This window comes from Pseudoalteromonas sp. Of11M-6 (genome assembly GCF_022347905.1).
In the GTDB taxonomy this organism is placed as follows: Bacteria; Pseudomonadota; Gammaproteobacteria; order Enterobacterales; family Alteromonadaceae; genus Pseudoalteromonas.
In genome coordinates, this window is sequence record NZ_JAKRFW010000013.1 from 65590 (window position 1) to 86206 (window position 20617).

16 protein-coding genes are annotated in these 20617 nt (G+C 42.3%); 12 read left to right on the forward strand and 4 right to left on the reverse strand.

Annotated features, from left to right (window positions below; genetic code table 11):
* Positions 1 to 95: 95 nt before the first annotated feature.
* Positions 96 to 1235: a Na/Pi symporter gene (locus MHN32_RS08855; RefSeq protein ID WP_102058125.1), complete on the reverse strand. Its 1140-nt coding sequence runs from the start codon at positions 1233 to 1235 to the stop codon at positions 96 to 98.
* A gap of 329 nt (positions 1236 to 1564) precedes the next feature.
* Between MHN32_RS08855 and MHN32_RS08860 the strand changes: the two genes are divergently transcribed.
* Positions 1565 to 3475 (forward strand): sensor histidine kinase, encoded by a 1911-nt coding sequence (locus MHN32_RS08860; protein WP_239421536.1) that lies wholly within the window; start codon positions 1565 to 1567, stop codon positions 3473 to 3475.
* 254 nt (positions 3476 to 3729) lie between these two features.
* Here the strand turns inward: MHN32_RS08860 and MHN32_RS08865 are convergent, their stop codons facing one another.
* A complete protein-coding gene (locus tag MHN32_RS08865; RefSeq protein WP_239421537.1) occupies positions 3730 to 5466 on the reverse strand; it encodes a diguanylate cyclase in 1737 nt (578 codons plus the stop codon).
* 242 nt (positions 5467 to 5708) lie between these two features.
* Between MHN32_RS08865 and MHN32_RS08870 the strand changes: the two genes are divergently transcribed.
* Positions 5709 to 6203 carry a YcgN family cysteine cluster protein gene (locus tag MHN32_RS08870; RefSeq protein ID WP_239421538.1) on the forward strand — a complete coding sequence of 165 codons (495 nt, stop codon included), beginning with the start codon at positions 5709 to 5711 and terminating at the stop codon, positions 6201 to 6203.
* A gap of 62 nt (positions 6204 to 6265) precedes the next feature.
* Here the strand turns inward: MHN32_RS08870 and MHN32_RS08875 are convergent, their stop codons facing one another.
* Together MHN32_RS08875 and MHN32_RS08880 are read right to left on the reverse strand one after the other, a co-directional pair.
* On the reverse strand, positions 6266 to 7219 hold the full coding sequence (locus MHN32_RS08875) for a carbohydrate kinase (protein WP_239421539.1): 954 nt from the start codon (positions 7217 to 7219) through the stop codon (positions 6266 to 6268).
* Position 7220: 1 nt separating this feature from the next.
* Positions 7221 to 8402: an AGE family epimerase/isomerase gene (locus MHN32_RS08880; protein ID WP_239421540.1), complete on the reverse strand. Its 1182-nt coding sequence runs from the start codon at positions 8400 to 8402 to the stop codon at positions 7221 to 7223.
* A gap of 131 nt (positions 8403 to 8533) precedes the next feature.
* On the opposite strand from MHN32_RS08880, the gene MHN32_RS08885 reads away from it, so the two are divergent.
* From MHN32_RS08885 to MHN32_RS08930, 10 genes are all read left to right on the forward strand, one after another.
* Positions 8534 to 9808: a sugar MFS transporter gene (locus MHN32_RS08885; protein WP_239421541.1), complete on the forward strand. Its 1275-nt coding sequence runs from the start codon at positions 8534 to 8536 to the stop codon at positions 9806 to 9808.
* 145 nt (positions 9809 to 9953) lie between these two features.
* The gene (locus tag MHN32_RS08890) at positions 9954 to 12308 is read left to right on the forward strand and encodes a GH92 family glycosyl hydrolase (protein WP_239421542.1); all 2355 of its coding nucleotides are present in this window, start codon (positions 9954 to 9956) and stop codon (positions 12306 to 12308) included.
* On the forward strand, positions 12308 to 13075 hold the full coding sequence (locus MHN32_RS08895) for a basic secretory protein-like protein (RefSeq protein ID WP_102058118.1): 768 nt from the start codon (positions 12308 to 12310) through the stop codon (positions 13073 to 13075). The genes MHN32_RS08890 and MHN32_RS08895 overlap by 1 nt, the downstream gene beginning before the upstream one ends.
* Positions 13076 to 13272: 197 nt before the next feature.
* Entirely contained in the window at positions 13273 to 15162 is a 1890-nt protein-coding gene (locus MHN32_RS08900; RefSeq protein WP_239421600.1) for a methyl-accepting chemotaxis protein, read from the forward strand.
* A gap of 249 nt (positions 15163 to 15411) precedes the next feature.
* Positions 15412 to 16161, forward strand: coding sequence for a DUF3450 domain-containing protein (locus MHN32_RS08905; protein WP_010378702.1), 750 nt, complete (start codon positions 15412 to 15414; stop codon positions 16159 to 16161).
* A 14-nt stretch (positions 16162 to 16175) separates the two neighbouring features.
* Positions 16176 to 17543, forward strand: a complete 1368-nt coding sequence (locus MHN32_RS08910; protein WP_010605502.1) for a MotA/TolQ/ExbB proton channel family protein — start codon at positions 16176 to 16178, stop codon at positions 17541 to 17543.
* A gap of 2 nt (positions 17544 to 17545) precedes the next feature.
* Positions 17546 to 18073: a MotA/TolQ/ExbB proton channel family protein gene (locus tag MHN32_RS08915; protein WP_010378705.1), complete on the forward strand. Its 528-nt coding sequence runs from the start codon at positions 17546 to 17548 to the stop codon at positions 18071 to 18073.
* A 22-nt stretch (positions 18074 to 18095) separates the two neighbouring features.
* Entirely contained in the window at positions 18096 to 18506 is a 411-nt protein-coding gene (locus tag MHN32_RS08920) for a biopolymer transporter ExbD (protein ID WP_010378708.1), read from the forward strand.
* 9 nt (positions 18507 to 18515) lie between these two features.
* Positions 18516 to 19121, forward strand: coding sequence for an energy transducer TonB (locus MHN32_RS08925; RefSeq protein WP_010605501.1), 606 nt, complete (start codon positions 18516 to 18518; stop codon positions 19119 to 19121).
* A 21-nt stretch (positions 19122 to 19142) separates the two neighbouring features.
* Complete coding sequence (locus MHN32_RS08930) at positions 19143 to 20453, forward strand: CDC27 family protein (protein WP_239421543.1); 1311 nt, start codon at positions 19143 to 19145, stop codon at positions 20451 to 20453.
* Positions 20454 to 20617 lie beyond the last annotated feature (164 nt).

The window sequence follows — 20617 nt, forward strand, 5'->3', positions numbered from 1 at the left end:
AAGCTAGATTACAGAATTATGACTTATCAACCAAAGGCTAAAAAAGTCAAAGCTCGGCAATACCGAGCTTCAAATGCATTCTTTGTTCGTTTTATTTATCGTACTGCGAGCATAATGATTCCCGGAAACACAAAGAATGAACCTAATACGTAAGCCAAAGCTGCTGGTTTATTCTGCGCACCAATCTCCGCTAACTTCTCAGCTAGACGAAGCGGGATTTCTCTCAGTAGTGGTAAACCGTAAATAAGTGCTACCGCAAAAACGTTAAACATTACATGTACAAGTGCAATCGTTAATGCGACTTCTGCTGCAGGACCAGTGATAGATGTTGCCGCTAACAAAGCGGTAATTGTAGTGCCGATATTTGCACCTAGAGTGAACGGATATATCTGACGAGTGGTAAATACGCCGCTGCCAGCAAGTGGGATCATCAAGCTTGTTGTTGTCGACGACGATTGTACCATCACCGTAACCACCGCGCCTGAGCTTATACCTACAACAGGGCCTCTGCCTATCGCACTGTGTAATAATTCTTTCGCTTTACCTACTAACGCCTTTTTGAGTAATTTACCTAAGTAAGTCACAGCGAACAGGATCATCATGATACCGATAACAACCATGGCAATACCTGCAGCTGTAGAATCTAAAAAGCTAACACCATCTTTTACCACGCTAACCGCTGGTTTCACTAGTGGTTTGATAAAGTTGTAACTTTTTAACGATAAGTCAGCATCACCAACAAATACATGGGCAAGTCCTGACGCAAGTTTCTCTAACATGCCAAACATGATTTCCAAAGGCAGGAAAATAGCAACGGCTAATAAATTAAAGAAGTCATGTACGGTGGATGCGGCAAACGCTCTTCTAAACTCTTCTTTACTACGAATGTGGCCGATAGAAACAAGCGTGTTGGTAATAGTAGTACCAATATTTGCGCCCATTACCATAGGAATTGCGATACTAATAGGTAATCCACCAGCAACGAGGCCAACAATAACAGAAGTCACCGTTGATGAGGACTGCACCAATGCAGTTGCCAAAGCCCCTAAGAGTAGGGCGACGATTGGATTGGTTGCGAATGCGAAGATTTCCTTCGCCCCTTCACTTCCACCTGAGGCCAACTTAAAACCGCCACTCACAGTGCCAACTGCGACTAAGACTAAGTAAACAAGTAATACGATTGACAGCCAGTTAAAAAGTTTAGCTGATGCTGAAGTCTGAGATTGATTAACCATAGTTTCGCTCTTAGAGTAAGTAATGTTCATTCATTACACTTTTATTTCAGCCGCGCATTTAACCACCCAATTGTTACAGTTATATTTCAGTTTTATGTAACTCGACACGTATGCTCATTTTCTCATCGCATTTTTTGAAACAGTGGTAACTAATAGTAGTAATATGCTGTTTTTACTGATTATTAGTTATGTGATTGCATTTACATTTGTTTACTTCTCCAAATTTGATCCACATTTGCTTCACTATTTAAAAGTAGGATTTAGCTATAATTATTGTGCCTTATATCACTATGTTAAGACTTTTCTCGTTAATTTTTATGCTTTTTTCTATGGCGGCTGGTGCAGTTGACTTTACGCCTAGTGCCGAGCATAGAGTAAGTGAACCATTAACAATCCACTTTGAGGAAGTCGATGCTGCGCAATTATCTTCAGTGCTCGGCATAGATGAGCGCGACAGCCAATCTATTGTTGAGGTACTTTCAAGCCAAGTGCCTGGGCTAAAGAATGAGCCTTATCAGTGGGCGTTGATCACCCCAAATATGCTTATATCCGAGGACAGAAATTACATCGCATTTGGCTTTGCCAGATTGCCTTGGCTAAGTGTTGCTTTGATTAACAACGGCGAGGTCTCATTTTTAACGCAGCACACCCTGAATACCGCGTTTAATATTAGGGAAGTAGAAGCACCGCAATTATATCTACCAATATCAAAAGAACACTTAGCAGGGGCAAGTCTTATTGTCCGCTATCAGACTTTTGCGAATGCCCCCGCTGACCTTAGGTTAATAAATGATAATGAGCTAAACAGTAATGTTCTTACCAGTACGGTTACCAATGCTGCACTAAGCGGGATCATAGCAGCCGTGTTTGTTATTGTATTGGTTAACTTCTACTTTAATGCCAATGCGACCAACGCTTACTATTGTCTTTGGACGCTATTGTTTTTGCTTATTGTGTTGGATATGTCAGGGTTCACATTTCAATATTTTTGGCCTTCACAAGGCAAATTTGCCACCTTATTTTCAGCTTGTTTGATGACTTTTGTACCAGTGTTTCACCTTCTTTTCGTCAAACAATTTCTGCAATTAAAGCATCGAAACGAAACCTTACATCTTTTATATAATGGATTTTTAGCGGCTTACCTACTACTTATCCCAGTGGCAATCTATTCAAAATCGGTTCACTACAATCTAGTATTAAGCTTGAGTATCATCCCGCTATTTCTTTATACCAGCTATTGGTCTTTGAAACAGAGTGCTCCTGGTTCTGTAACTTTTTCCCTCAGCCTGCTAAACCATGTCATTTTTGTAAATTTCATTGCTATCGGTGGGACAATGTATGCGGGTTTTATCAACGTTCATCATATATCAAGCGCGATTAAATTTGGCTACTTAATTGAGGTCATGTTATTTACGCTGGCACTTGCGCAACAAAATAAGTCAGCCCAAAATAATCTGCTATCAACGCTACAAACTCAGGTGAATGCACTCTCGAATACAGTACAAACAGAAAAGCAGTTCAACCGTCAAAATCAGCAGGCGTTAGAAAAGAAAGAACAACGTTTATTTACCGATCTCTCTCATGAGCTGCGTACACCACTTACCGTTATGAAGGTACAGGTTGAATCTCTACAATACAATATCGTTGAGAATGTTCAGGAGAGCTACGGCAAGCTCATGGATAAAATTGACGAGCTAAATCACTTTATTAATCAATTGATGCTAGTCACTGACAATGAAAAGTTAGCAACTATGCTTAATCTAAGAGACTTCACGATCTGCAAGCTGGTAAATCAAGTACATACTCAGGCCGCGGGCTTATTTAAGGATAATAAGGAGCAATTAGAGGTTAACTATCAAATATCTGGTACAGAAAAGATAACCATCGACCTAGACGCGATAACTAACTGCGTTCTCGAGATCTTAGGTAATGCGATTAAACATGGTGGAGATAAGGTCCAAGTAAAGATGAGCTTCTTTAGCGTCGACAGCAATCTAATCATTCGCATTGAAGACTCTGGCACTCCGCTATCCTATGAGGCGCACCAACAGCTATTTGACCCGCTTTACAAATCACAATCAGCAAGAACCAATTCGGGAAAATCCAAGGGTATGGGCCTTGCGATGTGCAAAAAAGTGGTAGAAGCTCACAGTGGACAAATTGAATCCTTTAATAGCCTATTAGGCGGGTTGAACATGGAGATCAAGCTTCCGTTAACTAAAGTGCCTGCTTTTAGCTGATATACAACAGTATGTCTTCGCGCTCACGTTTTATTATTTCGTCGCGGTATTAGCTTAAGCCAAAATGCAATTTCAAGTGCCACGCCCAATATCACAAAAATAAACATCCCAGTTTGGCTGCTATAGCTATAAGCAGCTATTGCACCAATGAGGAGAACCAATAAAATAGCGATTCTGTGAAGTGTCTTCATCTTATATCCTTTTCTATGGTGACTTGCTTAATACACTAATTCATTTACAGCCAAATTCCAACTTTACAACTCTCCTGAAATTGCCACTTGATTACGACCATTACGCTTAGCAAAATAAAGCGCCTGGTCTGCCGAGGCGAGCAATTCTTTACCGATGTAAGGTGGCTTAGTTTGAGTATGTAATCCTGCACTTAATGTCATCTCTATACAATAGCTTTCGCTTATCAATGGGCTAGCCTCACATGTCATTCTGATCTTCTCTGCAAGGTCAAAAGCCTGCGAGCCATCTGTTTGTGCAAGTACAATACAAAACTCTTCGCCGCCATACCTGGCGACAAAGTCTCCCGCTCTCGTAGCACAATTGGAAAGTATACGTCCGATGTGAATCAGACAATCATCCCCCGCTTCGTGACCATAAGTATCGTTAACCTGCTTAAAAAAGTCGATATCGATCATAATAACACTAAGAGCGTGTCCAAAGCGTTTTGCTCTTAAGCATTCACTATGCAAGGCTTCGTCTAGCGCTCGCCTATTGGCAACACCAGTAAGCGCATCGGTGCGACTCGCAAGCTCCAGTCTATCGTTAGCTTCCTGTAGCGCTTGAGTTCGGATGGCGACAGTCTTCTCTAATTGAGAGTTTACTTTTTGGATTTCATTGAATGCCGTTAATTGCGCTTGAAAGCGCTTGTTTTTCTCGGTATTGAGTTTTTCACCTATTGCTATCGATAAACAGGCCACCTCAATGGCAGTACCTATTAATAGCGCATTTTCGGTAAACCAAGTTTGGCTGATTAAATCTAATTTATTTAGCGCAAGAATGATCCCGCCAATGAGCACTGAGCTCCAAGCAATCGAATAGTATGTCGCTAAGCGGCTTTTCCCAGCCAAACGTAAAATACGGCAGAATACGCCCCAGATACAAGCTGATACAGCATACGCTATGGTAAGTTTTATCATCACTGCATAGTCAAAAAACACAGAAGAAAAAAAGAGTACCAGCCCTAATCCCAAAATTAAGCGACAACCTAGATAAAGCCACTTGTCCGAAATACCAATCTCGAGCAATGTCATAACAAAGTAAGTGCCGGTTAACACCGAACTGATAAGAAAGAACAAGATTGCTTGATCGTTCCACCAAAGACTATTTGGCCAAAGATATCGAAAGGCAAAACCTGACAAACAAGCAGAAAATAGCGCTAAACAAATAACGTATAAAACATAGTAAAATAATGTGGATTCGCGAATGGTAAAATAGAGGAGCACATTATAAGCTGCCATTATCCCCATCAAACCAAAGTAGATCCCCATCACGATACGAAAAACTTGGTCGTTTATCAAAAAGTCATGGTTTGTCCAAAGTACCACGGGAAGTTGCAGCGCACTGGATGAGCGTACTTTAATGTATAGTGCTACCTTACCATGCGTGCCGTTTGGGAGTGGTATAATAAAATGTTCATGCGCAAAAGGGCGGTCAACGAAAGGTTGTTTATCTCCTAATTGCTGATGAACAAATATATTGCCTTCTTGTAGCATGTAAACATCAAGTTGATCCAGCACCGGATAGGCAATCTCAAGTAAATAAGGCCCTTCTTTTTCGTCAATATTTAACGACGTACGTACCCAGTAACTTAGGTTGGAATAACCTAAGTTCAACACTTTATCATCGGTAGTTTGCCAATGGATACTTGAGTTATTTATGACGTCGACAATTTTAGCATTTGAAGCCACGTACTCTAGTTGCAACGTCTCTTTGCCAGCAGCTACCACTTGACTACACAGAGACAACAGGAGTACAAACAATAAAAAGACGTACCTTTGCCTCAATCAACCACCCTCGCTACGTTCCATAATCGCAGACAAATAGCGCTCTCGCCAAAGATTATGAAATAAAAATAGTACTTTAATCATAGTCAGCCATAAATAGTTCGCCAATTTTGAATTACGTTCAACTATCCTATAGAATGCGCCGCTTGTTTGATGTGATCGATTCCAACATCACAAATCAAATATGATGCAAAAAAGCGTAATGAAGGGGCAAAGTAATGAGCTTTTGGCAAGAAAAAACACTCGAAGAAATGACTGGAGATGAGTGGGAAGCGATTTGTGATGGCTGTGGCAAATGCTGTTTACACTCTTTTATCGACAGCGATGAGGAAGGTGAATCATTTGAAAGCACCGACTTTTTACGCGAAGGTGAAGAGTTACTCTACACTGATGTTGTTTGCCAATATAACGATAAAAATAGCTGTGGTTGTAGCCGCTACAGCGAAAGGCAAGTTCTAGTTCCGTCTTGCGTACAGCTAACCAAAGAAAACCTCAAAGATATCTTTTTTATGCCAAACAGTTGTAGTTATCGACGACTTCATGAGGGCAGGGGACTGGCAAGCTGGCATCCTCTTAGAAATAATGGTTCCAAACAAGCCATGATAGATGCGGGGATCAGTATTTTTGGTAAGGCAACCTCAGAACTGGAAGTAGATTTAGAATCTGATTTTGAAGCGCATATAGTAGAGTGGCCCCACAAAGACTGCGAGTAAAAAACAGGGACTAGGATAAATGTTTTGCGGTAGAGCATGCATCTATCCTAGAAAAAAGACTACTATTCGCCAATATCACCTTTAGACGGCAAAGCGGCAAATGCACCGTAGTGTTGAACGGCGAACGCACCACATTTTGCAGCATATGCGACTAAGCCTTTTGCTTCATTTAGTGTGATGGCAAACTCAGTATCTCGGGTAGGTTTAAACTTTCGAATGATCTCAGCAAGTAACCCCCCTACAAACGCATCTCCCGCAGCCGTGGTATCCACCGCGACAACATTTGGCGCAGCAACTTTAGCACTATCATTTTGTAGATAAATCTCAACGGGGTTTGCGCCGTCGGTTATTAATAACAATTGAGTTTGCTTATCCATAATTGCGGCTATGGTTTGCGCTTCGGTTTTACCCGCATGACTATTCGCGTTCAGGTATTCCAATTCTTCGCGTGAGAGTTTAACGACATCACTTAGTGCGATACAATGCCAAATTCTGTCAAGAATATGCGCTGTCGAACTCCATAGGTTCAACCTCAGGTTCATATCAAAACTAACAAGCATGTTGTTTGCTCGTGCACGCTCAAGCGCATAAACCGTGGTTTTATAGATATTCTCTTCAGTAAGACTGTTACTGCATATATGTAATACAGAATGCTCTGTAAACATATCCTCAGAAAAATGGGTTTGCCTGAACAACAAATCCGCCGCTGGTGGCCGATAAAAACTAAAGCTTCTTTCACCTTGTTTATCTAAAGAGACAAATGCCAATGCCGTTTTGGCTTTATCTGTATACTCAAGGTAACGGGTATTTACGCCATTTGCCTGTAGCTCTTCAGCTAAAAACTGGCCGAACATGTCATTGCCTAACATGCCGCAAAAATACGCATCAACGCCTTGCTTTGCCGCAGCTACTGCCACGTTTGCAGGCGCGCCGCCTGCATATTTAGTAAATGATTCTGGTGTTTTGCCATCCGATAAAAAATCAATCAACGCCTCACCAAAACAAACAAGTGCCATGTTATTCGCCTTTTAACTTCATTGAACGCAGGACTTCGTAACACGCGCCCATAGTGTGATAATCGGTCTTGCCCGCCGGGCTTTTTTCATCGCTGTACTTTTCGTTCTTGTTATTCAAAATACGATACCAAGCACCGTATTCATGGTCGACGAAGTTATCCCAAGCATATTGCCAAATTCTGTCGTACCACTGCCAATATTTTTCATCACCGGTTTCAAGTGCTAGTAGCGCAGCCGCAGCGAATGACTCAGCCTGAACCCAAAAGTACTTGTCATCATCACAAATCGACTTATCCGGCGCAAAGCCGTAGCAAATTCCGCCAAATTCACTATCCCAAGCAGCTTTTAATGACTCATCAAACAAGTGCGCGGCTTTTTCCACAAGCCATGACTTTGGCATGTAGCGGTTAATCAACAATAATAATTTTGACCACTCAGTTTGATGACCGGGCTGAAATCCCCAAGGCCTGAATAAGTGTTTGGGATCGCCTTTGTTATACTCAAGGTCGACTTGCCATTGACTATCATAGTGCTCCCAAATCAGCCCTTCTGCCTTAGCGGCTTGACGATTTACCATATTGTCGGCAAGCATATATGCACGCTGTAAAAACTTTTCCTCCTGCGTTGCTTCAAAGCAAGCTATTAGCGCTTCGCAGGTATGCATATTGGCATTTTGACCACGGTACTTATCTGCCTGATTAAAGTCTGCATCGAATTCGTCTTTATAGAGTCCAAAATCAGGCTCAAAGTATTTCTCTTCTAACAGCTGCCATACTCGCTCAATTGCAGACTTGCTGTCTGATAACCCAACCTTCAACGCACAGGCATGAGCCAATAAAACAAAGGCGAGCCCGTAACAATGGTTAGTGCCATCTACAACATTTTCGCCTTCAAGCAACCACGCATAGCCGCCATTTTCCTGCCTATGGACAGTTTCTAAATATTCGATACCATGCTTAACCTTATCTAAGTCAGCTGGCTCTTTAAAATAGTCATAAGCCATAGCATAGTTAAAGACAAAACGGGTACTTGATACTAAGTGACGCGTGTTCGCATCATAAATCTCGCCATTATCCTTGAAGAAGTGATTAAAGCCACCACGTTCATCCACGCAATTTGGTGCGTAAAAGCTGAGCGTCTTTTTAATGTGTGCTTCTAAAAATTGCGTTGTTCTAAAATTCATCTAACTTTTAACCTACTGCTGAACATTTCCGTTACTTTAGCAGATAATACATGGAACGATCCAACAAAACATTTGTGATTTTCATGTAACAGTGTGTAGAATCAAGGTGAAAACAGATTGGAGTATCACTTGTGAGCGAAATAAATACAAATCAAACCTTCGTCACAAGCGGGAATACCGAGAATAATAATTATCGACTTCCGCTTATTGCAATGACAACGCTTTTTTTCCTTTGGGGATTTATAACCGTGTTAAACGATGTCCTCATCCCACGTCTAAAAGGCGTATTTGACCTTAACTACACCGAAGCAATGCTGATCCAGTTTTGCTTTTTTAGTGCCTACTTTATTATTTCTTTACCTGCTGGGTATTTAGTTAAACGCTTTGGCTATAAAAATGGCGTACTAACGGGCTTAATCGTGGCATCCATTGGCTGCATCATGTTTTATCCCGCCGTTGTTGTTCACGAATATTGGATTTTTCTCTCAGCGCTTTTTGTGCTTGCATCTGGCATCACTGTTTTGCAAGTATCAGCGAATCCTTATGTAGCAGCACTCGGGCATCCTCGCACTGCGTCAAGTCGTTTAAACCTTGCGCAAGCGCTTAATTCACTGGGTACCACTATTGGTCCTATCGTGGGTGGCTTTTTATTGTTTGGTTCAGCCGGTACGCTAACCGTGGAAGCTGCGGCAAGCGCAGAGGGGGTAAAGGTACCTTATCTTATTTTGGCAGCTGCGCTACTAACAATCGCCGTTGTATTCGCGTTTTTAAAGTTACCCATTATTGCTGAGCATACTGAAGCCGTCGATTGTAAAGCGAAACACCATAACCTAATTGAAGCCCCACACTTAGTAATGGGTGTAGTAGCTATTTTCTGCTATGTCGGTGCAGAAGTTGCGATTGGCAGTTTCCTTGTAAATTACTTTGCAGAACCTGAAATCGCAGGACTTGAAGAGCACGCTGCAGCAAAACTTATCGGGTACTACTGGGGTGGTGCTATGGTAGGGCGCTTTATCGGCTCTGCTGCCTTAAAGACCATTGCACCTTCAAAAGCAGTGGCTTTCAACGCTGTCGTTATTATTTTATTACTGGCATTGACCATGAGTACCAGTGGCAACATTGCGATGATTGCCGTACTCGCGATTGGCTTGTTTAACTCCATTATGTTTCCGACAATCTTCTCAATGGCAATTGAAGGCTTGAGCTCACTAACTAGTAAAGGTTCTGGCTGGCTGTGTTTAGCCATTGTCGGTGGTGCTATTGTGCCGCTCATTCAAGGTGTGGTTGCGGATAAATTCCATATTCAGATCAGCTTTATTGTGCCATTGCTTTGTTATGTCTACATCGCATGGTACGGATTAAACGCGGTTAAGCTGTCGCAAAAGTGGCAAGCAAAACTGAATTAAGTTAACGAAAATTTACAAGGCGAGCATAGCTCGCCTTTTTTATTGCATAATTTTTTCGTCGCAGAGTATTGAATACGTATTCATAAAGGGTATTATAAAACAAAATTGGAACGCTCCAATTCAAAACAAAAACTAGGAGAGAGTAATGCGAGCTAAAACTTGGGCGTTGGCAATCACACAAAGTGTGTTGTTAAGCGCAACAGTTCACGCCACTGAATCAAATACACAGTGGGTCGATACCTTCATTGGTACTGGCGGTGATGGCCACACCTTCCCAGGCGCAGTCGTGCCATTTGGTATGGTGCAATTAAGCCCAGATACAGATAACCCTATGCGCGGTGTTTCCCCTCAACCAGAAATCTACAAGCGCTGCGCTGGTTATCACTATGACGACCATACTATTGTTGGTTTCTCCCACACGCATTTCTCTGGTACTGGTCACTCAGATCTTGGCGACTTGCTGATCATGCCAATGACAGGCGAAGTAAAACTCGATGCTGGTACCGCTGAAAATCCTGACATAGGATATCGCTCGCGCTTTTCTCACGACCAAGAATGGTCTGAACCTGGCTATTACGGTGTTGACTTACTCGACTATGGTGTGAAAGCCGAAGTCACTGCAACCACGCGAGTGGGTATGCATAAATACAGCTTCAACAAAGCAAAACAAGGTCATGTATTGCTTGATTTGACCTCAGCAATCTATAACTTTGAGAATAAAGTGATTTGGAGCGACATCCGCAAAATAAACGACACCACATTGGTTGCTTACCGCGCAACTAATGGCTGGGCGCGTAACCGCCAAATGTATTTTGCCATCGAGTTCTCAAAACCTATCGCTGACTATCAGTTTTATAATCTAGACAACAACCGTTATCGTTGTATGAATTGCTTAGGAAAAGACAGCAAACACTCTACGATTGAGAATACCGCAGTAAAAATGACAGCAGGTAAAGCCGTTAAGTTTGTTGCAAGCTTTGATAATTTAGACGAAACGCCACTGTTGGTGAAAGTCGGACTTTCTGCAGTTAGCCGCAAAAATGCATTAGAGAATCTTAAAACTGAAGTACCAAGTTGGGATTTTGATAACGTTCGCGAAAATGCCAAGTCTCAGTGGGCAAATTATTTAGATAAAGTCGACGTGGAAGGCACCAAAGCGCAAAAACGTCAGTTCTACACTGCGCTCTACCATGCGCTACAAGCGCCTAATATCTACCAAGATGTCAATGGACAGTATCGAGGCGTTGACGGTGAAATTCATGACGGCAAAGGTTTTGAGCACTATACCTTATTCTCGTTGTGGGATACCTATCGTGCATTACATCCATTGCTCACTTATATCGACCCAGACCGCGTATCCGGCATGATCCAATCTATGCTGGTACATTATCAGCAAAGCTATGAAAAAATGTTACCTATTTGGTCGTTCCATGCCCACGAGACATGGACCATGATTGGTTATCATGCGGTTTCAGTCATTGCTGATGCATATCTAAAAGGGATCAGAAATTACGATATTGATTTAGCAGTAGAAGCAATTGAAAACACGGCTAACAACCCAGTGTACGATGCCATCCCTGAATACAAGAAATTTGGCTATGTACCAATGGACGTACTTCCTGAGTCTATTTCTATCACTCTTGAATATGCTTACGATGATTTTGCCATCGCAAGAATGTATGAAGCGATGGGCAATACCAGTAAAGCGAAAGACTATTACCAACGTGCGATGAGCTATAAAAATGTGTTCAATAAAGAAACCGGTTACATGCAAGGGTTAGATTCAAAAGGAAACTGGGATCCCGAATTTGACCCTTTTGAAGCAAAATACATGGGCCCATACACCGAAGGTAACGCGAAGCAATATAGCTTCTATGTACCGCATGATGTAGCTGGCCTGATTGAATTAATAGGTGGTGATGATGTATTTGAAGCGCGTCTAGATGCACTGTTTGATACCCACCTTTCTGAAGAGATGATCAAAGAGCACGAAGATATTGCAGGCCTGATTGGTAACTATGCCCATGGTAATGAGCCTAGCCATCATATTGCCTATCTATATAACTACGCGGGTAAACCGTGGAGAACCCAAGAGCGTATTCGTCAGATCATGGATACCTTGAGCTCAGACAAACCGGATGGCCTTGCAGGAAATGACGATGTAGGTCAGATGTCTGCTTGGTATATATTTTCAGCGATGGGCTTTTATCCTGTTGCGCCAGGCGACCTAAGCTACGCGATTGGTGCGCCTCAGGTGCCAGAAGTTACCTTGAAACTTGCAAACGGCAAAGCATTTAGAACCGTTGCGAAAGGTTTCAGTGACAAAAACAAATATATCAAGTCCATTAAATTAAATGGTAAACCGCTTAAGCGCAGCTACATCACACATAACGACATCATGAATGGCGGTACATTGGAGTATCAAATGTCTAGCAAGCCGAATAAAGCATGGGGTCAATCCAAGACGCAGAGACCGCCTTCATTGTCGGAGTATAAGTAATGGTTAAAGCAGGAATATTTCTTGCGGCTATGACCACATTTGCAAGTGCGCCGTTCGCACTTGCAAATGACATCGATAATGCCGCAGCGCGATTAAAACCGATCGCGTTTCAGTCAGACTTAGCATGGCGTCAATTTCCTCTACCAGCCGTCTCGCTCAGCAAAACGACTAAAATTAACCATTTCGCATGGCAAGAAATTGATAACAAAGTAATAGAGCAGATAAGTTATAACGTGGCTAGATTACTTTATAAAGATATGACTAGCGCGCCTAAGCTACCAACCCTCCATATCGTCTTTGAAGACCTAAAAGGGGTTGCATATAAAGAGGGCGATTTTAACGGCGCAACAATCCATATCAGCGCAAACTACATGGAAAACTTTTCTACATCGCACAGTGAAACAGAATCAGTCGACGAACTTATCGGTATTCTCTATCATGAAATTGCCCATGCTTATCAGCTTGATGATCATAACTACAAGGAAATAGGGCCAATCATTGAGGGAATAGCAGATGTTGTTAGACTAAAAGCTGGGTATATTCCTGATGATACCCAAAAGCCTGGTGGCAACTATAAAGACGGCTATAAAAATACAGCATTCTTTATCGATTGGTTATCGAAGCAAAGTAACCGAGACCTACTTCAGGAGATCAATGCTCAATTGGACCCACATGACGACATAAAGTGGGACTGGCAATACTTTGAGCAATCAGCAGGTGTTAAATTAGATACTGCTTGGCGACATTATCAAGCGTCGTTACTGTAACGCAAGGTGAGCGAAGTCTCACCTTTATTTAACATTCACTCTAAACCTCTCTCATTTCCTGCCGATAATCAAAGACAAACCTTTGAGTTTTTGATAAAAATAGTTACAAAGGAATCCAATTCCTAAATCTATTAATAATAATCGGCCAACAAGTGTATTGTTTGGCTGAAGAAAAGAACAAGTTCAACAGGATCATGATGTTTAAAGCGCTAAAGTTCACCACCAAAGTAACCGTAGCAGCCTCCCTTGTGTTAGTGATTGTGCTCGGCTTATTTACCGTAAACAACTTTCTTGTTATGCGAGACCAAACTCAAGCTCGACTTACCTTGGTTTTACAAGAGATTTCAAGCTCGGTTTCACAGAATATCGCCAATTGGCTCAATGACAGACTTGAAATCGTGGTCTCGATTGCTGATGGACATAGAGCTGATGACTCCACTGAACAGATAAGAAGACGGTTAAAAACCGCAGACACTGCGGGGGATTTCAAAAACGTTTTTATTGGCACGCCAGATGGAACATTTGTGTTGGACGATCCAAGTATCCAACTTCCTGCTGATTTTGATGCGACTAGCCGCCCTTGGTACAAGCTCGCTGAGCAAAAACAAGATACCGCATTTACCGCACCTTATATCGACGTTACCACCAACGAATTCACTATCTCAGCCGTTGTACCTGTAAAACAAGGAGGCCGTTTCGCAGGTGTGGCAGGGGGGGACATCGACATGTCAACCATCACAGAAATTATCAATGAAATTGACTTCTTAGGGTTTGGTTACGGTTTCTTACTTGATGAAAGCGGTAAAATACTCAGTCATCCAGATACTAAACTGAATGACAAGCCGATGTCAGAGCTGTTTGGTAAACGCCTGTCATTAAGTCGGGATTTCACAGAGCTTGAAATTGATGGCACAGAAAAGCTCGTTTCATTTGTAAAAATGAAAGGCATTAAAAATGTCGATTGGTATCTTGGCGTTGTCATTAATAAAGAAATCGCCTATTCGTCCGTATCTTCTTTTAGAAATATGGCGGCTATCTATATGCTACTTGGCGTGATTGCGATTGTGGTGATGCTACAACTATTGCTCAAGTATCTGATGCGCCCGATGTACAATCTCAATGCAGCCATCAAAGACATCGCCCAAGGTGAAGGTGACCTTACTCGTAGGTTAATCGTAGAAAATCAAGATGAATTTGGCGAGTTATCCGATTATTTCAACCAATTTATCGATAAAATTCATGCTTCTATTACGCAGGTAAAAAATACTACAGTAACACTTGAAAACGTCGTGAATAGTTTGGTTGCGCAAACGCAAGATACCTTATCTATGTATACAGATCAGTCAAAGCGCACCGATAGCGTCGCGACAGCGATCAACGAGCTTTCTTCAAGTGCACAAGAGATCTCAAACAATGCAACCCATGCTTCAGAACTTGCCAGTAACGCCAACAAGCTTTCTGTTGAAAGCCAACATTCACTCACTCAAAATATCGAAGAAATCGCTTCACTGACACAAAAAATGTCTCAGGCACAAGACACGCTGGATGGATTGGATAAACTCTCAGGCAGCATAGGGCAAGTGCTTGAAGTGATCAAAGGAGTTAGCGAGCAGACCAATTTACTGGCGTTAAATGCTGCCATTGAAGCGGCTAGGGCAGGTGAGGCCGGACGTGGATTCGCCGTCGTTGCCGATGAAGTAAGGCAATTAGCACAGCGCACGCAAGAGTCAACGCAAGAAATCGAAAGCACTATTGCACAACTACAACAAGGTTCTGCTTCAGCTGTGGCCGTAATGAAAGCGAGTTTAGAAGACTCAGCAAGAAGCGCCGATAGAGCCAATGCTTCAGGTACTAAAATGCAAGAAGTGAGCAATTCGATTGATGCCATAGACGGCGTTAACCATGCAGTTGCCAGCGCCACCCACCAGCAAAACACCGTTATCCAAACATTAGATAGCGACATTCATCATATTAGTGACCTCAGCCTGCAAGGCAGCAATAACCTAACCGCAACCCTTGAAGAGTGTAAGTCATTGAAACTACAGTTCGACGAATTAGAACAAATGGTGCTCAAGTTTAGAGTCTAACGCCATCTCACTAGAGCTTAAAAGCCGCTTAACAAAAGCGGCTTTTTTGTGATCCTTTTATGACACAAAACACCTGCAACATCTCATTAACCAACAAAATTTCCTTAAAAACAATAAGTTAATTGATTAATGTAATTTCAATGACAGCTGTCACATTTGTGTATTAGTTGCGCAACATGGTTGTCATTTTTCGTAATTAGACTGCACCCAGTTTTTTAGCAACTAGCAATAATTTATAAGGTGTATGCGATGAAGTGCGTTAACCACTTGCTTATAGCAGGTATGCTAGCAACGGCCTCTGCCGGAGCAACAGAATTAAATCAAGCGATGGACAAAAGTGCAGCTATCAATGAATCTGCATTAAAGTCTCAAGGGAAAATCGATGGTATTGCAGACGATATGCAGTCTCGTTTGCAAAAGTTCAAGACGTTGAACAAAGAAATCGACGGCCTATCTGTTTACAACGCTCAATTAGAAAAACAAATCAAAAACCAACTTGAAGAAATGGCAGCCATTAACACCTCTATGGATCAGGTTTCGGTGATCGAGCGTCAAATCACACCTCTCATGATGCGCATGATCACAGGCCTGAAACAGTTCGTTGAATTAGACGTGCCTTTCCTTCCTAAAGAGCGTGCTGAGCGTATTACTCAGTTAACTAACTTGATGGACCGTGCTGATATTTCATCAAGCGAAAAGTTCCGCCGCGTACTTGAAGCTTACCAAGTTGAAGTGGACTACGGACGTACTATCGAAGCTTACACCTCATTACTTGACGTGAATGGACAAGAACGTGAAGTAGATTTCCTACGAATTGGTCGTCTTGAGCTGCTTTATGTCACAAAAGATGGCAGCCAAGCTGGTTTTTGGAACAAAGACAGTAATGCTTTTGACGCATTACCAGATACCAACATCAGCCAAATCAATAAAGGCATTCGCATCGCACGTAAGCAGTTAGCACCTGACATGTTAACGCTTCCAGTTCAGGCTGCAGAGTAATAGGTGAGACCACTATGAAATTCGTACAAAAGTTCACTAAACACGCTATTTTCGCAACAACACTTGCGTTAACCGCATCTGCGCATGCTGAACAAGCATTAGATTTAGATTCACTACTTAAAACCTTAGAACAAGGGCAAACCGCACAAACAGCGCAAAACAAACAACGTGAAGCCGAGTTCAAAGCGCAGCAAAACAACCAAATCCAAATGTTGAATGCGTTAACGGGTGAACGTAACCAAGCGTTGGCTAAATCTGAACGTCTAGAAACTAATTTCGAAGAAAATGAAATTAAACTGGCCAACCTAAGTGACACGCTTAGCAAGCGTATGGGTACATTAAAAGAGCTATTCGGTGTGCTTCAACAAGTAGCTGGCGATAGTTCAAATAAGTTCGCAACGTCAGTTGTATCAGCTGAAATTAAAGGTCGTGATGATTACATGACTGAGCTTGCGAAAAAGATGGGCTCAACATCGCGTCTAGCATCAATCGAAGACATTGAAAAAGTCTGGTTTGAGATGCAACGTGAAATGACGGAACAAGGTAAAGTGTCACGCTTTAATACCGAAGTTATCGTAGCCGGTGGTGCCAAGCAAAACAAAGAAGTGCTTCGCGTCGGTGCGTTTAACTTAATCGCTGATGGTAAATACCTGACTTACAACAATGATACACAAACGCTTTCTGAACTGACTCGTCAGCCAGCGTCTCGTTTCACCTCAACAGCGGGTGAATTACAAAATGCGAAGACCGGTTCTGTCGATTTTGCCCTTGACCCAACAGGCGGCTCAATTCTCGGTCTACTAGTACAAGCGCCAAATACCGAAGAACAAGTACACCAAGGTGGCGCAGTAGGTTATGTGATCCTAGGTGTTGGTTTACTGGCACTACTTATTGCAATTGAGCGTTTTGTATCACTCATGTTGATGGGTTCTAAAATCAACCGTCAGCTTAAAGATAGTGTTGCCCGTGACGACAACCCGCTAGGTCGTGTGATGAAAGTGAAAGAGCAATACCCAGATGTGGCTTATGACACGCTAGAGCTCAAACTAAGCGAAGCAATCCTTCGTGAGATGCCAAAGATCACTCGTAACCTGACTTTAATCAAAATTATTTCAGTCGTAGCACCTCTACTTGGTCTACTCGGTACAGTGACCGGTATGATCAACACCTTCCAAGCAATTACCTTGTTTGGTACGGGCGACCCTAAACTCATGGCTGGTGGTATTTCTCAGGCCCTCGTAACCACCGTACTTGGTCTGGTTGTCGCTATCCCAACCGTATTCCTTTACACACTACTAAACACACGTTCTCGTAACTTGCTGCTTATTCTTCAAGAGCAGAGCGCGGGGATCATTGCTGAGCGTAGCGAGAAAGGAGCGTAATCGTGGTTTTATTGCTTGATGCAATTAACGCTTTACGTGAATTCCTTGATACAGGTGGCCAGGTTCTCCTGGTCATCGGCTTCGTAACCTTCGCCATGTGGCTACTTATTCTCGAGCGCTTCATGTTTGTGTTCGGTAAATACAGAGGCTACAAAAACGAAGTCCTACAAGCCTGGAACTCTCGAAATGAGCGTAACAGTTGGAACGCAGAGCAGATAAGGCAAGCAACTATCTCTCGCGTGGGGATCAAACTCAACGCCAACTTACCATATATCAATGTCATGGTGGCACTGTGTCCGTTACTAGGACTCCTAGGCACGGTAACTGGCATGATTGAAGTATTTGATGTAATGGCGATCACCGGATCAGGCAGTGCACGCTCTATGGCATCTGGGGTATCAAAAGCAACTATCCCAACAATGGCAGGCATGGTTGGCGCGCTTTCGGGTGTATTTGCATCGACCTACCTTCAGCGTAAAGCCAAGCGTGAAGTTGAGTTGTTAGAAGATAAAATGCTACTAGACCATTAATCGGTCGTGTGAGGAAAGAATTATGAGAGCACCACTTGCAAAAGTATTCCAAGAAGAAGAAGCAGAAGAAATCAACATGACGCCAATGCTGGACGTTGTATTTATCATGCTTATCTTCTTTATTGTAACGGCCTCTTTCGTTAAAGAAGCGGGTATTGATGTTAACCGCCCAGAAGCGGCCACCGCAGTGAAAAAGCAAAGAGCCAATATCCTGGTTGCAATTTCAGATACTGGTGAAATTTGGATTAACAAACGCCAAGTAGACATCCGTGCAGTTCAAGCAAACATTGAGCGTCTTAAAGCGGAGAATCCGCAGGGTAGTGTGGTTATTCAGGCTGATAAAAAGGCAACTACTGACACGCTAATTAAAGTAATGGATGCATCACGCGCAGCTGGCGCATTTGATGTTTCGATTGCAGCACAGGAGTCATAGGAACATACCATGCGTTACTTAATTGCTTTAGTAATTGCAGGCATAGTTACCTTTTTCCTTTTCTTGGGTATGCAAGCGCTTATCCAAGGAGGGGAAGGAGCAATGACAGATCCTGTAAAAGGACAAGTACTAGATTTCGTCCGTCTTAAAAAAGAAGAGACGGTGGAGAAAAAAGAGCGTAAGCCACAAAAGCCACCAACACCTAAAGAGCCGCCTCCACCAATGGATGCACCACAAACCCAGAACAACAATCTTGACGCAACAGGCGGCAACTTTGATTTTAGTGCCAATGTGGACGCTGACGTAGATTTGGCGAGTGGTTTAGCACTTGAGTCCAGTGATGGTGAATATCTGCCAATCGTTAAAGTTGCGCCGGTATATCCAAGACGTGCGTTATCACGCGGAATTGAGGGGTATGTGATTGTTGAGTTCATTGTAACTAAACAAGGCACTGTGAGAAACCCTGTTGTAGTTAGCGCCGAACCGGAATCAATCTTTGACCAAGCAGCGCTTGATGCGGCATTGAAATTTAAATACAAACCTCGCGTAGTAAACGGTGAACCGGTTGAAGTTGCGGGTGTTCAAAATAAGATTTCATTTCAAATTAATGGCTAACTGCCATTAAGGATTGCGATTATGAAAATGTTTAAAAAAATTACGTTAGTAAGTGCGTTATTTAGCACAGGTTTAATAGCGCCGAGTCTCATTTCAGTCATACCAAATGTTAATTTGGCAACGGCTTATGCAGACTCAGAAACTAAAACCAAGCGTGTGCCCGCGCTACGCGAAAAAGTGTATAGTCAACTGGCCCGCGCGCAAAAACTTGCAGACGACGGGCAAGTTGCAGAAGGCCTCGCCGCATTAGATTCGGTGAAAGAACGCGTTTCGAGTATGAATAGCTACGAAGTGGCAATGATGTATAACTTCTATGGCTTTATTTATTACAACGAAAACAAGCTCGACAAGGCCATCGAATCTTTCAAAGCAGTTATTGCGGAAGAATCTATTCCTGAGTCCCTGCGTCTTTCTACGACATTTAGCTTGGCTCAATTGGCCATGGCAAACAATGATTTTGAAAGTACATTATCATTCCTTGATCAGTGGAAAGAAGCTAATACCCAGGCCCCAAAAAGCAACTTTTATATTTTAAAAGCGCAAGCACAATATCAACTAAAAAAATATAATGATGCGATAAGCAATATAAATACTGCGATTGATTTAGTTGAATCCGACGGTGAACTACCAAAAGAAAACTGGTTAGTTCTTCAGCGAGCGATATATTACTCATTAAATCAGCCAAAAAAAGTAGCAGATGTTTTAGAGAAAATGGTTACCCTCTATGACAAACCACAATACTGGATCCAGCTTGGCGGCATGTACGGTGAAATAGGTGCCGAGAAAAAACAGCTTGCAACATTTGAAACTGCAAAGCAAAGGGGCTTTATAAAATCGAAATCTGATTATATGCAACTTGCTCAAGTCTATTTAATGAACGCCTTGCCTTTTAAAGCAGCGGAAGCACTTGATAACGGAATAAAAGCAGGTGTCGTTGAAGACAGCGCCAAAAACCTAACTTTTATCGCAGAAGCATTCGTTCAAGCAAGAGAAGATAAAAAGTCACTACCTTTCTTCCTAGCAGCAACTGAAAAAGTTGAACATGGCAATTTAGATCAGAGACTTGCAGAGATCTACTTAAATCTTGAAAAGTATGATGAAGCCGCAGATCACGCCCGACTTGCTCTCAATAAAGGCGATTTAACGTTTGAGTCTAACGCCTATGTCGCACTTGGAATGGCACAGTTTAACCTGCAAAACTTTGATGCTTCTATATTGGCCTTCGAACAAGCTGAAAAGCACAAAAAATCAGCAAACCTCGCTAAGCAATGGATTAAATATGTGAAGCGGGAAAAAGTTCATGCTGAAACATTAAAACAAGCTTTATTATAATATTTTATAATCGCAACACCAAAGCCGCCTTCGGGCGGTTTTTTTATTTTTAAAAGTTCCAATTTTTATTATGAAGATTTAATTACAATCATTTTGTGTAATCTTCGTGTAATAAAACCCCATTAATTTAGTCACATCATTTAAACACAGTAAAAAAATAATTT

Excerpts from the sequence above, each read along its gene's own strand:
- MHN32_RS08870 (WP_239421538.1), top strand. The coding sequence starts at position 5,709 with ATGAGCTTTTGGCAAGAAAAAACACTCGAAGAAATGACTGGAGATGAG.
- MHN32_RS08860 (WP_239421536.1), top strand. The coding sequence starts at position 1,565 with ATGGCGGCTGGTGCAGTTGACTTTACGCCTAGTGCCGAGCATAGAGTA.
- MHN32_RS08900 (WP_239421600.1), top strand. The coding sequence starts at position 13,273 with ATGTTTAAAGCGCTAAAGTTCACCACCAAAGTAACCGTAGCAGCCTCC.
- MHN32_RS08880 (WP_239421540.1), bottom strand. The coding sequence starts at position 8,402 with ATGAATTTTAGAACAACGCAATTTTTAGAAGCACACATTAAAAAGACG.
- MHN32_RS08895 (WP_102058118.1), top strand. The coding sequence starts at position 12,308 with ATGGTTAAAGCAGGAATATTTCTTGCGGCTATGACCACATTTGCAAGT.
- MHN32_RS08855 (WP_102058125.1), bottom strand. The coding sequence starts at position 1,235 with ATGGTTAATCAATCTCAGACTTCAGCATCAGCTAAACTTTTTAACTGG.
- MHN32_RS08925 (WP_010605501.1), top strand. The coding sequence starts at position 18,516 with ATGCGTTACTTAATTGCTTTAGTAATTGCAGGCATAGTTACCTTTTTC.
- MHN32_RS08910 (WP_010605502.1), top strand. The coding sequence starts at position 16,176 with ATGAAATTCGTACAAAAGTTCACTAAACACGCTATTTTCGCAACAACA.
- MHN32_RS08875 (WP_239421539.1), bottom strand. The coding sequence starts at position 7,219 with ATGGCACTTGTTTGTTTTGGTGAGGCGTTGATTGATTTTTTATCGGAT.
- MHN32_RS08905 (WP_010378702.1), top strand. The coding sequence starts at position 15,412 with ATGAAGTGCGTTAACCACTTGCTTATAGCAGGTATGCTAGCAACGGCC.
- MHN32_RS08920 (WP_010378708.1), top strand. The coding sequence starts at position 18,096 with ATGAGAGCACCACTTGCAAAAGTATTCCAAGAAGAAGAAGCAGAAGAA.
- MHN32_RS08930 (WP_239421543.1), top strand. The coding sequence starts at position 19,143 with ATGAAAATGTTTAAAAAAATTACGTTAGTAAGTGCGTTATTTAGCACA.
- MHN32_RS08890 (WP_239421542.1), top strand. The coding sequence starts at position 9,954 with ATGCGAGCTAAAACTTGGGCGTTGGCAATCACACAAAGTGTGTTGTTA.